Origin of the sequence: Streptomyces sp. NPDC056486 (assembly GCF_042795295.1) — a bacterium.
Classification (GTDB): Bacteria; Actinomycetota; Actinomycetes; order Streptomycetales; family Streptomycetaceae; genus Streptomyces.
The window spans coordinates 1-12,267 of record NZ_JBHTSF010000017.1 but is presented as its reverse complement, the minus strand read 5'-3'; the positions used below and the strand labels follow the sequence as shown (position 1 = coordinate 12,267).

13 protein-coding genes and 3 pseudogenes are annotated in these 12,267 nt (G+C 68.4%); 6 read left to right on the top strand and 10 right to left on the bottom strand.

Annotation, left to right across the window (positions count from 1 at the left end; translation table 11 throughout):
* Window positions 1–243 precede the first annotated feature (243 nt).
* Window positions 244–531, bottom strand: a pseudogene (locus ACFQ7F_RS10050) (transposase); the annotation flags it as partial.
* A 409-nt stretch (window positions 532–940) separates the two neighbouring features.
* Complete coding sequence (locus ACFQ7F_RS10045) at window positions 941–1,426, bottom strand: phospholipase (protein WP_383268855.1); 486 nt, start codon at window positions 1,424–1,426, stop codon at window positions 941–943.
* A gap of 219 nt (window positions 1,427–1,645) precedes the next feature.
* Here ACFQ7F_RS10045 and ACFQ7F_RS10040 point away from each other — a divergent pair.
* Window positions 1,646–1,831: pseudogene (locus ACFQ7F_RS10040) on the top strand (DNA primase); the annotation flags it as partial.
* 70 nt (window positions 1,832–1,901) lie between these two features.
* On the opposite strand, the gene ACFQ7F_RS10035 reads toward ACFQ7F_RS10040, so the two are convergent.
* The 3 genes from ACFQ7F_RS10035 to ACFQ7F_RS10025 all read right to left on the bottom strand — a co-directional run bounded on the left by ACFQ7F_RS10035 (window position 1,902) and on the right by ACFQ7F_RS10025 (window position 4,491).
* Window positions 1,902–2,123 (bottom strand): helix-turn-helix domain-containing protein, encoded by a 222-nt coding sequence (locus ACFQ7F_RS10035; protein WP_383268852.1) that lies wholly within the window; start codon window positions 2,121–2,123, stop codon window positions 1,902–1,904.
* Entirely contained in the window at window positions 2,123–2,614 is a 492-nt protein-coding gene (locus tag ACFQ7F_RS10030) for a DUF2975 domain-containing protein (protein WP_383268850.1), read from the bottom strand. The genes ACFQ7F_RS10035 and ACFQ7F_RS10030 overlap by 1 nt, the downstream gene beginning before the upstream one ends.
* 368 nt (window positions 2,615–2,982) lie before the next feature.
* Window positions 2,983–4,491 (bottom strand): dienelactone hydrolase family protein, encoded by a 1,509-nt coding sequence (locus ACFQ7F_RS10025; protein ID WP_383268848.1) that lies wholly within the window; start codon window positions 4,489–4,491, stop codon window positions 2,983–2,985.
* 110 nt (window positions 4,492–4,601) lie between these two features.
* On the opposite strand from ACFQ7F_RS10025, the gene ACFQ7F_RS10020 reads away from it, so the two are divergent.
* The 3 genes from ACFQ7F_RS10020 to ACFQ7F_RS10010 all read left to right on the top strand — a co-directional run bounded on the left by ACFQ7F_RS10020 (window position 4,602) and on the right by ACFQ7F_RS10010 (window position 8,639).
* On the top strand, window positions 4,602–5,504 hold the full coding sequence (locus ACFQ7F_RS10020) for a MerR family transcriptional regulator (RefSeq protein ID WP_383268975.1): 903 nt from the start codon (window positions 4,602–4,604) through the stop codon (window positions 5,502–5,504).
* Window positions 5,505–5,824: 320 nt separating this feature from the next.
* Window positions 5,825–7,894, top strand: a complete 2,070-nt coding sequence (locus ACFQ7F_RS10015; RefSeq protein WP_383268845.1) for a phosphocholine-specific phospholipase C — start codon at window positions 5,825–5,827, stop codon at window positions 7,892–7,894.
* Window positions 7,895–8,015: 121 nt separating this feature from the next.
* Window positions 8,016–8,639, top strand: a complete 624-nt coding sequence (locus ACFQ7F_RS10010) for a DUF4333 domain-containing protein (RefSeq protein ID WP_383268843.1) — start codon at window positions 8,016–8,018, stop codon at window positions 8,637–8,639.
* A gap of 24 nt (window positions 8,640–8,663) precedes the next feature.
* Here ACFQ7F_RS10010 and ACFQ7F_RS10005 read toward each other — a convergent pair.
* The 5 genes and pseudogenes from ACFQ7F_RS10005 to ACFQ7F_RS09985 all read right to left on the bottom strand — a co-directional run.
* Window positions 8,664–8,813, bottom strand: a pseudogene (locus tag ACFQ7F_RS10005) (hypothetical protein); the annotation flags it as partial.
* Window positions 8,814–9,006: 193 nt separating this feature from the next.
* Window positions 9,007–9,153, bottom strand: coding sequence for a hypothetical protein (locus tag ACFQ7F_RS10000; RefSeq protein WP_383268840.1), 147 nt, complete (start codon window positions 9,151–9,153; stop codon window positions 9,007–9,009).
* Between the two features lie 63 nt (window positions 9,154–9,216).
* Window positions 9,217–9,585, bottom strand: coding sequence for a VOC family protein (locus tag ACFQ7F_RS09995; protein WP_383268838.1), 369 nt, complete (start codon window positions 9,583–9,585; stop codon window positions 9,217–9,219).
* Window positions 9,586–9,620: 35 nt separating this feature from the next.
* Window positions 9,621–9,848, bottom strand: coding sequence for an SDR family oxidoreductase (locus tag ACFQ7F_RS09990; RefSeq protein WP_383268836.1), 228 nt, complete (start codon window positions 9,846–9,848; stop codon window positions 9,621–9,623).
* Window positions 9,849–9,942: 94 nt separating this feature from the next.
* Window positions 9,943–10,989 (bottom strand): aldo/keto reductase, encoded by a 1,047-nt coding sequence (locus tag ACFQ7F_RS09985; protein ID WP_383268834.1) that lies wholly within the window; start codon window positions 10,987–10,989, stop codon window positions 9,943–9,945.
* A 74-nt stretch (window positions 10,990–11,063) separates the two neighbouring features.
* Between ACFQ7F_RS09985 and ACFQ7F_RS09980 the strand changes: the two genes are divergently transcribed.
* Window positions 11,064–11,600 carry a TetR/AcrR family transcriptional regulator gene (locus ACFQ7F_RS09980; RefSeq protein WP_383268832.1) on the top strand — a complete coding sequence of 179 codons (537 nt, stop codon included), beginning with the start codon at window positions 11,064–11,066 and terminating at the stop codon, window positions 11,598–11,600.
* 368 nt (window positions 11,601–11,968) lie between these two features.
* The coding region (locus ACFQ7F_RS09975; protein WP_383268830.1) for a DUF2637 domain-containing protein at window positions 11,969–12,267 on the top strand (299 nt) is incomplete at its 3' end.

Sequence of the window (12,267 nt, the reverse complement as noted above, 5' to 3'; positions counted from 1 at the left end):
CGTTTAATTTCCCAGCCGTTGTGGCGTTCGGTTGGGCTGATTCCCCGCGCCGGCGGCAATTTTCCGGGGTTGTTCGTGCAAATGCCGGACGCGCGCGGGCGCGCCCGGCCGCCCGGGCGGGCCCCCGACCAGCTGTGGGATTTCTTGGAGCGTCATGCACCGGTTCTGCGGCCGGCGCTGGGCCGTGTACCCGGAGCGGAAAAGGCGCCGGAACACTCACCCCGGAGTTGACCGCGGTCGGTAGAGGCCGGGGAGATAGGCGACATCGCAGCCGCGCCCGCAGCCGCAGGCGCGGGCGACCGTCACTGCCAGCGTGCCGATGGAGGCTGGCTGGTCGACCACCACCAGGACCTTGTCCTTGCCCTTGCGCTGGAGGCGGGTGAACAGTTCCCGCAGCCGGGGCTCACCGTTGGGCAGCGGCTTGTCGAAGGTCGTACGGCCGTCGGCCAGCAGGGCCGTGCCGTGGTGGGTGGACATGCCTACGTCCAGGGCGCAGAACACCTCGATCGAGGTGAAGTCGTTGCTGATCACCGGGCTTTCCATCCCCGGGAGTACACCGGGCGGCCTACCAGGGGACCGGCAGTCGGCAGCCACATTGCGCAGCTCGCCCCTCGGCGGACACGCTCTCATCAGCGATCAAGCGGTGCCACCAGGAGCGGTGACAGCACCCCCGGATCATCAAGGACAGGGGCAACAAGTCCTACCGGCCCTGGAGGCCACGAGCCCAAACCGGGCTCTACGAGCAAGGCAATGGGCGACCCACCTCACTGGCGCTGCACAAGGGGCGAGTTCATATAGCGACTGCCATTGCCGGGGGGACTTCATGTACGGAGGCGTGGTCCATGGTGACGCTCCGCTCGCGGCCTCGCCGCGGCCGCGGGGGAGACTGAAGGCGGTGACCCGCACGTGGTCACCGCCCTTCGTTCAGATGGCCGGCTGGTCAGGGGGCGGTCCCGTCTCCCACCACACCGGTGAGGCCGAGCTTGTCGACGGCCTGGTAGTAGGTCCAGGCCGTCCCGTTGCACGTGGTCTTCGTCGCGCCGCTGTATCTCGCGCACACTCTCTTCAGGTCCTCGTAGAAGGCGCTGTCGACGCGCGCCTTGTTGGCGTTGAAGGTGCCCGCTTCCTTGTAGTTGCGGTAGCCGAAGTCGTGGCGGGCGCAGGCCGTCTTGAAGGGGAAGCCCAGGGGGTTGTCGGGCGAGCTGGAGCAGTAGTCGGTGGACCAGTTGAACTGGTAGGCGCTCCAGGCCCCCTGATTCCCGTTGGCCGACACCCAGGCGTTGTAACTGCCCGCGTCGGTCTGGGTCCAGCTGCTGAGCACCTGCGCCTTGTCGGCGGGCACGGCCGACGCGGGGGTGGTGGCTACGCCTAGTCCCAGGGTGAGGGAAGCGGCGCTCACGGCGAGAGCGGTCAGTCGACGGCGCATGGGGCCTCCTGCAGGGGATGACACTTCCGTCTCAACAAGCAGGTTCATTCCCACAGTTGGCACTTCAACAAACGAGAGGTTCGCGTGAACTCCGTGTGGCCGGCGGGGTTTACGGCACCACCGTCGCCGCATGCTGCAAAACTGCGTCGATCAGACAGCCTTGTGTGTTGTGGTCCGTCGTCTCCCGGTCCCGGCTGGGGCCCCTGGTGTTTGTGGCCCCGGGAGAGGAGGGTGACCGGCGGCGTCACGATCACCGCACGGCGGATGCGGTAGAACTTTGCTACTTCCCCCACGCACAGGCTGTGGCTGCTGGGCAATCACCGCCCCGAGGTGGGCGCCGGCTACGCGCTCTGGCGCCGTGTGCGGATCATCCCCTGCGAACGCAGCGTTCCCGAGGAACGCAAGCGGCCCCGGGATGCTTGCGGAGTTGGTCAAAGGCAAGCGGGATCGGCGATGCCGCGTCGGCAGGCACGGTTCAGTCGCCCGCGGTGTCCTCGGGCTCCCAGCGAAGCAGGTCGCCTGGCTGGCACTTGAGCACCTCGCAGAGCGCGGCGAGCGTCGCAAAGCGCACCGCCTTGGCGCGGCCGTTCTTGAGTACCGCCAGGTTGGCGGGCGTGATCCCTACGCGGTCGGCGAGTTCGCCCACGGACATCTTCCGTCTGGCCAGCATCACGTCGATGTCGACGGCGATCGGCATCAGATCACCTCGTCCAACTCGGCCTGCATCTGCGTCGCTTCGGCATCGCGCGTGACGGCCTGGGCGAGCAGTATGCGCAGCAGGAGCACGATGAGTGCGACTCCCAGGATGGCCAGGCCGATCCCGCCCATGATGACGGTGACGCCCGGGTCGTCCCGCTGGCCGGGCGCATTGAGGGCCGTGACCGCGAACCACACGAGAGCAGCCGCAACGATCGCGCCGATGATGATGTCCACGTACCGAAAGGCGGCGTGGGAGAACACGGTTCCGGCTCGCACCATCGTCACCAGTCGCCATACACAGACCAGGGCGACCTGGGCCGTCCCGATGCCCAGGATCGTGATCACGCGCAGCGGGGTCTGTGGGAGCGATCCGTCCTCCGGGTCGCTCCCACTGACCAACGCCCACACCATCAATGCCTGTACGAACACGGTGCCGGTGAGCACCACCACGAGCACGGCGCGCAGCGCGCGCACTGCCAGCTTTCCCATGACCCATCCCTCCATCGAGTTACGATGGGAATCTATCGAATATCGATAGGTGAAGCAAGGGTTGGGTTACCAGGCACCGACCCATCTCCGACCGCAGCATCGCGTCGATCAGGGGCGCAATCTCATCAACCAACCGCTCACGAGCGTCGCCGCTCGATGACCGACGATGCGGAGCGAGCGAGGCCGGGGAAGTCCCGCATTACGACGGACGGCAAGATCGAGGCGGGCGGCCCCTTCGTGCTCGCGGAGGTCTGCGAGGACCGCATTAACGAGTTCATCGCCTTCTTGAGCGCTGCGCGATCTGTCGACGCCTCGTCGCGGGGCCCCGGACGACGGACGGAGCGGGTCGATCCTCAAGGTGGGCGAAGTCAGTCCATGAGGTGGTCGAGGACGGAGCGCACCGAATCGTGCGCGGCTCGACGGGTTTCCTCGGTGGGCTCCGTCGTCTCGAAGCCGTGCAGGCCTTCGGGGACGTCGATCACCTCGATGTTCCGTTCGTGGGTCGCCGCGGCGGTGAGGAACTGTTGCACGGTTGCCGCGATTTCGGCGCGTTCCCGCCCCACCTGGGTCAGTACGATCGGCAGCGCGCCGGCGGTGCGCAGCGCGGCCACGGGCCGGAAACGAGTGTCGGCCAGGCCCCAGTTCGGCAGCGGAGCGAGGACCGGGTACGACACGGCCACACAGCGCAGCCACGGCGGGGGCGCCGCGATCCAGTCCGTCGAGATCAGCCCGCCGGCGGAGAAGAACCAGAGCGCGACGCGGTCCGGGTCGACACGAGGGTCGGCGCGGACGCGCTCGACCGCCGCGGCGACGTCCTCGGCGGCCCGCTCGAAGTCGGTGAGGTCGTGCAGCCGGTGGTCCAGCGTCACGCCGACCGCGCCCCGGCTCGCTACGTAGCGGCCGTAGCCGATGAAGGCAGGCCAGTCGCGCGGGGTCGGCGCCACGCCGGCGGGCACGGGACCGCCGTGCACGAACACCACCGCCGGGCGAGGGCCCTCCGCTTCGGGCAGGTAGAGGTCGAGGTGCCCCACTCGTTCGCGCGGCCGCTTTGGCACGTCGAGGAGGAAGGGCCGCAGATGCGCCGGCCGCTCGCCCGCCGCGGGGGCCAGCCGGTATCCGTCCCCTGCGGCGGCCTTGAGCAGGACGGTGGCAAGCTCGTCCGGGGCGGAGAGCATCGGCCAGTGCCCGGTGTCGAGTTCGAAGAAGGTCACGCGGCGCTCGACGAGCATCTTGGAGCGGGGGTCGCCGAGCCCTGCGAAGGCCTCGATGGCGGCGATGCTCGACCCGTTCTTGGTGCACAGGACGCCGGTCGTCGGCAGCTGGGCTGTCACGCCGGTCAGCCGAAGCGGCTGCCTGAGCGCGCCCCGCGGGTGCGGGGCGGCCAGGCGCGTCAGCCGGGCCAGCGCATCGTCGGGGATGCCGGCGGTGCTGCCCCAACGCTGCCAGTCCTCAGGTGCCGGGACAGAGATCCGCCAGTCGGCCCCGGCTGCCTCCGCCTCGTCCAGGAGCAGTTCGCGAAGTTTCTGGTCGGGGACGAGACCGAGGGCGGGCTCGCCGTCCCGGGGGACACCGGTGTCCAGGTGGACGATCCGGCCGATCCGGTCCGGGCGGCGGTCGGCCGCGCCGAGCACCGGGTGGATGCCGTAGTCGTGGCCGGCAATCACCACATCTTGCGTGTCCACGTGGTCGATCAGTCCGACCAGGTCCTGGATGTGCGTCTCCAGGTCGGTGCCGGGGCCTGCCAGATGGCGCCGATCGCCCAGGCCGGTGAGCGTCGCCGGATGGACCTCGGCCCCCGACTCCCGTAGCCGGGCCGCGAGTTCCTGCCAGACCCAGCCACCGGTATACGCGCCCGCCACCAGGATGAATGCCGTCATGAACCTCTCCTCGCGTGCTCTGGGTGCGCGGGGCGCCATACGGCCGTCCGCGCTCGCCGGTACCGTAAGAACTCCCCCTGAGGGAGGTTCAAGCCTTGTCGCCCGACGGCATGTGGAGCATCGGAGAGCTCGCGGAGCACGCCGGTGTCTCCGTCAAGACCATCCGCTTCTACTCGGACCGCGGTCTGCTGCCCGAGGCCGCGCGCAGCGCCGGTGGACATCGCCGGTATGGCCCCGAGGCGCTCGACCGGCTCCGTCTGATCCGCTCTCTGCGGACCCTGGACCTGCCGGTGCCGGACGTGGGGCGGGTCCTGGACGAGGAGGACGCCCTGGAGGACATCATCGCGGGGCAGTTGCGGGCGCTCGGTTCGCAACTCGCCGCCCTGCGCTGGCGTGAGGCGGCCCTGCACCTGCTGCGGGACTGCACCGCCAAGGAGCGTGCTGAGAGGCTGCGGCTCGTGGGGACCGTGGCCGCCCCGCCCAGCACGGAAGCGCTGGCGCGGTTCTGGCGGCGCTGGCTGCCGCCGCGGCTTCCGGCCCGGCTGGTGTCCTCGATCCTCGAGCAGGCGGTTCCGCAGCCTCCGGAGGATCCGGACCCGGCTCAGGTGCTGGCCTTCGCCCGGCTGCACGCCTTTGTCTCCCGACCTTGCACCGGAAACGACCGCGGCCAGCCCGCGGCACACCGGCCGGAGGCGGGCTACCGCCCGGCGGTGCTCTACGACGGGCTCAGCGAGGCATACGCCCTGGCGGCCCCGGCCCTGCGTGCGGAGTGGCCGCCGGACGGGTGCGATGCGCTCGACTGCTTCGTCGCCGCGTATGCCCGCTCGCGCGGGGCGCGCGATACACCCGTCTTTCGGCAGCGGCTCGGCGGCGTGCTGGCGGCGGACCCCCGTGTCGACCACTACTGGCAGCTCGTCGCCGAACTGGCCGACCCCGCATATCCCACGCCGGGCGCGGCTCACGACTGGCTGCTGGCCGCGCTGGACAGCGACATCGCCTCCTCCGCCGCCTGACGGCGGGGCTCTGTCCACTCCTCGCGGCGACTTGTAGCGGCTGGGCTGGAAACGTGGTGGCGTGCCATGGCGCAGCCACCGAGGAGCGCCCCCGGACTGGCGAGCGAGTCGGCCGGGGGGTGCCCCTATGACTTTGGGCAAGGGGCTGGGGCGGTTTGGGGTTGGTAGAAGGTGCCGTCGCGGAGCATGGCGAAGAGTCTTTTTTTCGACCAAAGGGGATGTAGCGCCACTTAGTCGACACAAGGCTTCCGCGGTAGCTGTGACCTTGGCAGACTGCGCGCGTCTCTGCTGTCTCGCGCATCCTTATGAGGTCTTCAGTCATGCCCGAACTCAACCGGCGCCGCTTCCTTCAAATAACGGGAGCAACTGCGGGCTTTGCGGCCCTCTCCAGCAGTATCGACCGGGCCGCGGCGATCCCGGCGGCGCGCCGTACCGGTTCCCTCAAGGACGTCGAGCACATCGTGGTCCTTATGCAGGAGAACCGCTCCTTCGACCAGTACTTCGGCGCGATGAAGGGAGTACGCGGCCACGGCGACCCCCGTCCCGTGACGCTCCCGAGCGGAAAGTCCGTCTTCCACCAGCCCAAGGAGCCGGGCTCCGCGACCGAGGTGCTGCCCTACCGGGCGGACGACGAGGACCTCGGCATGAAGTTCCTCGCGGGCCTCGACCACAGCTGGAACGGCAGCCACAAGGCGCTCAACGACGGCGCGTACGACGGCTGGATCGCCGCCAAGTCCGAGGAGACGATGGCGTACATGACCCGGGACGACATCCCGTTCTTCTACGCCCTCGCGGACAAGTTCACCGTGTGCGACGCCTACCACTGTTCGTACATCGGCAACACCGAACCCAACCGCTACTACATGTGGACGGGCTACCAGGGCGGCGACGAAACCGGCATCGGGGGACAGGTTGTCTCCGGCGACAAGCCGGGCAACGGCGGCACCAGCTACCCCGAGCGGCTTGAGGAGGCCGGGGTCTCCTGGAAGTACTACCAGGACATCGGCAACGGCCTGAACGGCGAAGGCGAGTGGGGCTGGACCGAGGACGCCTACATCGGGTGCTACGGCTGCAACACGCTGCTCTACAACGAGAACTTCCGCAAGGCGAAGCCGGGGGACGCACTGTACGAGAAGGCGCGGCGCGGCACCGAGATCAAGAAGAGCGGTGAGCTGCTTGACGACCTGCGTGCGGACGTGCGTGCGGGCAAGCTGCCCCAGATCTCGTACATCACCGCGCCCGAGGCGTTCGACGAGCACCCCAACTGGCCCACGAACTACGGCGCCTGGTACATCGCGCAGGTACTGGATGTGCTGACCTCCAACCCGGAGGTGTGGAGCCGGACGGCTCTGTTCATCACCTACGACGAGAACGACGGCTACTTCGACCACGTGGTCCCGCCCTACGTGCCCGCCACGACGGAGCAGGGCGACGCGACGATGGAGACCTCCGCCGACTACTACAAGGGCGACTCCGAGAACCAGGCCGGCCCCTACGGTCTGGGTCCGCGCGTGCCCATGCTCGTCGTCTCGCCGTGGTCGACCGGAGGCTACGTGTGCTCGGAGACCTTCGACCACACCTCGATCATCCGCTTCATGGAGCAGCGCTTCGGCGTCCACGAGCCCAAGATCTCACCGTGGCGCCGCGCCGTCTGCGGTGACCTCACCTCCGCCTTCGACTTCTCGCTCAAGCACACCGGCCGCCCCGGACTCCCGGACGTCGATGCCTACGAGCCCACCGACAACGACCGCCACGACTCCTACGTCCCGGTGCGCCCCGACACCCCGCAGGCGCTCAAGCAGGAGAAGGGCGCACGCCCCACCCGGCCGCTGCCCTACGCCCCACTGGTCGACAGCGAACTGGACGCCGCGAAGGGCGAGGTGAAGCTGACGTTCGGCGGCGGCAGGAAGGCCGGCGCGCACTTCCACGTGACCTCCGGCAACCGCACGGACGGCCCCTGGGTGTACTCGACCGCCGCCGGTAGGACGCTGTCGGCCACCTGGTCGACGGAACGGACCGACGACGCGTACGACCTCACGGTCCACGGGCCCAACGGGTTCCTGCGTACCTTCCAGGGCAAGGCGAACGAGGCGGGGCCCGAGGTCACCGCGCGGCACCTGGCCCGCAGCGGCGGCATCGAGCTGGCGATCACCAACTCCGGTCCTTCCAAGGTGACCCTGCGCCTCACCAACGGATACGGCGGACGCAGCGAGAAGCTCACGGTGCGTGCGGGCGCGAAGCTCACCCACACTGTCAGTCTCTCCCGTACCAAACGCTGGTACGACCTGCGGATCCTCGCCGAAGGCGACGACACGTACCTGCGCCGCCTGGCCGGGCACGTCGAGACCGGCAGGCCGGGCGTGAGCGACCCGGCCATCGCCACCGCCTGACCGGTTCGGCCCCCGGGCCCTCTCGGGGCCCGGCCGCCTGCCTCGGATGCCGGGCCTCGGGACGCGGGTGATAAGTTCGCCCATCCAGATGCGTGGCACACGCACTTGTCCAGGGGGACCAATGCAGCAGGCAGCACGGAGCCGGATGGTGGCCGGGACGGCAGTGGGTGTGCTGACGGCACTGCTCTCCGTGGGGTGCTCGGCCCACATCGGCGGCTCCACGGCCGTGAGCAAGGCCGAGGTCGCGGAGAAGGCCTCGGCCGCCCTGGGCAAGAAGATCGGCCGGGAGCCCGACGACGTCACCTGCGAAAAGGACCTCAAGGCCGAGGCCGGCGCGACCGTACGCTGCGAACTGACCGCGGACGGCGAGAAGCAGGGCATGACGGTCACCGCGAAGTCGGTCGACGGCGACAACGTCAAGATGGACTTCAAGGTCGACGACGCCCCCGGCGCCGGTGGCTCCACCGAGCCCACCGGCTCCGCGAGCACGGGTGCCGACGGCGCCGCGCAGTCGGTGGACAAGGCGGAGGTCGCCCGCCAGGGCAAGGCCGCCCTGACGGCGCAGGTGGGCCGGGAGCCCGACGCCTTCACCTGCCCCCAGGACCTGCCGGCCCAGGTGAAGGCAGTCACCCGCTGCGAACTGACCGCGGACGGCCAGCGGTACGGCGTGACGGTCACCGCGGCGTCGGTCGTCAACGGCAAGGTCGACATGGACTTCAAGGTGGACACCACCCCGAAGAGCTGAGCCCGAGGACGAAGGGCGTAACCGCTACACGGGCAGCGCGTGCAGCTTCTTGCCGTGCAGGGCGAAGACGTGCTTGTCCTCCGTGGCCACCAGTCATGCATGATGGCCACCGGACTTGTCGTTGAACGTCCAGCGCACGGCACCGGTCTTCGCGTCGACGGCGATGACACGGCCGCACGAGCTGATCACTCGGCAACATCCGAGGTCAGAGGTGTGAAGCCATTCCGAAGCACTACGGGTTCGAGGGGATCCCGCTCATCCCTCCTCTGCTCGCCCGGTTTCGGTAAGTAGATAGCCGAGATCCACCGCACTGCTCTGGGATGCTGATGGTGCTGGTCACGGACGCTCCATATGTACGGACCCGGCGTCACCACTCTCCCCGCTCAAGCACCGGCACATCAACTTCCTGGGCCGCTGCCTGTTCAGCGTCAAGGCCAGCGGCCCCGGCCAGGGCCTGCGCCCCTTCCGCGCCCCAGAGGACGTCGAGGACGATGAGGACTGACGGTCGGCGCACCAGACCTGTCGTGCCGTTCGTGGAATCGGCGCCGCCGTGTTGGTTTCATGCTCGGTTTCCAGGTCAGGCCGAGCGGAGACAGAAGGGGTGTCCGGCCGGGCTGGCATACACCCGGGAGCCCTGCTGGGCTGAGGCGACGACATCGTCTGTCGGCCGCAGTCGTCGGCCGCCGGCGTCAAGCACCCTCTTGTCCGCAGTCCCCGCGTCGTCCGTGGTGAGGTCGAAGTGCATCTGGGGGGAGGTGCCTTCGAGCCACTGCGGTGGCACATGCTGCGGAGCGTGCTGGATCACGATCACGGGGAAGCCGTCGATCTGCAGAAAGCTGTGCGTTGCCGTCCTGGTGATCGAGCCGCCGAGAAGCCGGTGCCAGAACGAACTCTCGCGCTCCAGGTCCGCGGCGTCCACGATCAGTGATGTCAGGGTGAAGTTCATGGTGTCTCTCCTCGATTCTTGTGTGGGGATGCGGCTCAGACCGCGGGAATGATGGCGCCGTCGACCCGGACCTGAGCACCGGTGAGGCATGTGGCGCGACCGGAGGTGAGAAACGCGATCAGCTCCGCGGCGTCCTGGGTTTCGCCGGGGCGCTCCATCGGCGCCGTCTCCGCTCCACGATCTTCTGCGTGATGTCGTCGATGCGGAGGCCCTGACCGGCGGCCGTCTTCTGGAGATGGTTCGGTTGATCGCCAGGTTGCCAAGGGTTGCCGAGTAGCTGGTGCAGATCTTCAAGGCGCCCTCGGCGAAGGTGGCGCCACGAACGAAGTGGAGGGTGCGACATAAGTCCTGTGATGGTCACGCGATGGGAACGGTGAGAGGTTCGAGAAGTGTGCGATCGCCGTCGAAGCCGTGTTCCAGGGCGGCCGCGACGTCCTCGTGCGGGGTTCCCATGCGGACTGCGCTGATCTGGTCCAGATGCTGGTAGTGCTGGTCGCTGAGTTCGAGTTGGAGCGACCGCAGGTAGTCCTCCAACTGGGTCAGGGTGCGGGGGCCGACGATCGGGATCAGGGCGGTGTGGGCTTGTGCGGCTCGGCGGCGGAGCCAGGCCAGGGCGACCTGGATGGGGCTTGTGCCGTTCTCGTCGGCGATCGCGAGTACGGCGTCCACGACGGCGGTGCGCTGCGCGCTGCCCTCGATCGTGTCGCCGCGAGCGCTCAACCGGCCCTGTTCGCCCTGTCGGTACTTGCCGGTGAGCAGTCCTCCGGCCAGCGGTGAGTAGAGGAACGCGCCCAGGCCGTGTGCCTGCGCCATCGGCAGCAGTTCCCGTTCGGCGGAGCGTTCGGCCAGGCTGTACTGGGTCTGGATGCCGACCAGCGGGGCCAGGCCCTGGAGGTCCGCCCGCACTGCGGCGCCGGCGACCCGCCAGGCGGGGAAGTTGGACAGGGCGCCGTGAAGGATCTTGCCGGAGCGGATCAGGTCGTCGAGCCCGGCCAGGATCTCCTCGATCGGGGTGGTTCCGTCGGGGAAGTGCGGCATGAAGACATCTACGTAGTCGGTGTCGAGCCGGCGCAGGCTCGCCTCCAGGGAGCGGACCATGGTCTTGCGGCTGTTGCCGGTGGTGCCGGGGCTGGGGTGCTGCTGCCGCGTTCCGCTGTACTTGGTGATGACGACGAAGTCGTCCCGTCGGCTGCCGAGCAGCCCGCCGAGCACGGTTTCGGCCTGTCCGCCCTGGTAGAGGTTGGAGGTGTCGAACGTGGTGCCGCCTGCTGCGACGAATGCCTCGAAGATCTGCCGCGAGCCCTCGAGGCCGGCGCCGGTGTCCGAAGTACTGAAGTTCGCCGTCCCGAGCGCGTACTCCGACACGCGCAGTCCGGTCAGTCGGCCAAAGGTCCGGTAGCGCATGAAAGCTCCTGGTGTGCGGTGGTGCGGTAAGCTCATCCACCGTAACAAAGAAAAACGAGGGGTCACTCTTTTTTATGCCGAAGGTAAGCCAGGAATACATGGACGCCCGCCGTCGGCAGATCGTGGACGCTGCCCGGGCCCGGTTCACCAGCCACGGATTCGCCCGCACGTCCATGGCCGACATCGTCACCGAGTCCGGGCTCTCCAACGGGGCCATCTACCGCTACTTCACCAGCAAGGACGACATCGTCGTCGCAGTCTGCGAACAGGGCGGCGAAGCCCTGCCGAAGGCACTCACCGTCGAGGCTGTCGCGGGCTTCCTCGAACACGTACGCGCCCGAGCGCGCGAGACGGGTCACGCCCGGCTGGTAGCCCAGATCTACGCCGAAGCAGCGGTGTCGCCGCAGCTGGCGGCCGTCGTCCGACAGCAGCTCGCCGCCATGAGGGCCACAGTGGCCGAATTGGTACCCGACCATCGAAGGCAGCACGCCGAGCAGATCGCCGAAGGGTTCGCGGCCGTCTCCATCAGCTACAGCCAGCAACTAGCCGTCCGTGGCGACCTGGACCCCGCGCCGTTCACCGCAGCATTGATGGCAATCATCAATGGATAGCCGTGACGTCCTGGCCTGGTCGTCTCCCTGACCGGCCCGGACACGGCCTACGGCGCGCCGTAGGGGCCAATTTCGCGGCGGCCACGTCCAGGTCCTGGCTGAGCCGGTCGACCGGACCGTGGGACGGGAAGGAGGGGTCATCTTTCGGTTCGCGACCCGTCGAAAAGGGTGAGACGTCTGCCATGAGGGAGGCACTTATGCATCAAAGCCATTGCAGCCAGGGAAGGTTGCGGTCCTGATGATGTTTCTCTGTTGCCGGATGCTTGGTCATGGTGTGCAGGTGTGATTTGCTATTGAAGTGTGGGTGGTGAGGCAGGGGAGTCGTATGTGAGTGGGGGCGGGGAGAGGTGCCTGTTGTCTTAAGCCGGGTGCAGCGGCTTGTGATCGGGGTGGTCGTAGCCGGTGCGGTCGTCATCGCCGCGATCGGTTTCGCGGGGTCGTACACGGCCGTGCGTGACCTGGCCGAGCGGAAGGGCTTCGGCGGCTTCTCGGTGGTCTTCCCGATCGGCATCGACGCGGGTATCTGCGTCCTGCTGGCGCTCGATCTCCTGTTGACGTGGATCCGTATCCCGTTCCCGCTGCTGCGCCAGACGGCGTGGTTGCTGACGGCGGCGACGATCGCCTTCAACGGCGCGGCGGCCTGGCCCGACCCGCTGGGTGTGGGCAT

What these genes read in the sequence shown, in the direction of transcription:
- ACFQ7F_RS09995 (WP_383268838.1), bottom strand. Translation starts at nt 9,585, where the DNA reads ATGAACTTCACCCTGACATCACTGATCGTGGACGCCGCGGACCTGGAG.
- ACFQ7F_RS10010 (WP_383268843.1), top strand. Translation starts at nt 8,016, where the DNA reads ATGCAGCAGGCAGCACGGAGCCGGATGGTGGCCGGGACGGCAGTGGGT.
- ACFQ7F_RS10020 (WP_383268975.1), top strand. Translation starts at nt 4,602, where the DNA reads ATGTGGAGCATCGGAGAGCTCGCGGAGCACGCCGGTGTCTCCGTCAAG.
- ACFQ7F_RS10015 (WP_383268845.1), top strand. Translation starts at nt 5,825, where the DNA reads ATGCCCGAACTCAACCGGCGCCGCTTCCTTCAAATAACGGGAGCAACT.
- ACFQ7F_RS09980 (WP_383268832.1), top strand. Translation starts at nt 11,064, where the DNA reads ATGCCGAAGGTAAGCCAGGAATACATGGACGCCCGCCGTCGGCAGATC.
- ACFQ7F_RS09985 (WP_383268834.1), bottom strand. Translation starts at nt 10,989, where the DNA reads ATGCGCTACCGGACCTTTGGCCGACTGACCGGACTGCGCGTGTCGGAG.
- ACFQ7F_RS10025 (WP_383268848.1), bottom strand. Translation starts at nt 4,491, where the DNA reads ATGACGGCATTCATCCTGGTGGCGGGCGCGTATACCGGTGGCTGGGTC.
- ACFQ7F_RS10030 (WP_383268850.1), bottom strand. Translation starts at nt 2,614, where the DNA reads ATGGGAAAGCTGGCAGTGCGCGCGCTGCGCGCCGTGCTCGTGGTGGTG.
- ACFQ7F_RS10045 (WP_383268855.1), bottom strand. Translation starts at nt 1,426, where the DNA reads ATGCGCCGTCGACTGACCGCTCTCGCCGTGAGCGCCGCTTCCCTCACC.
- ACFQ7F_RS10035 (WP_383268852.1), bottom strand. Translation starts at nt 2,123, where the DNA reads ATGCCGATCGCCGTCGACATCGACGTGATGCTGGCCAGACGGAAGATG.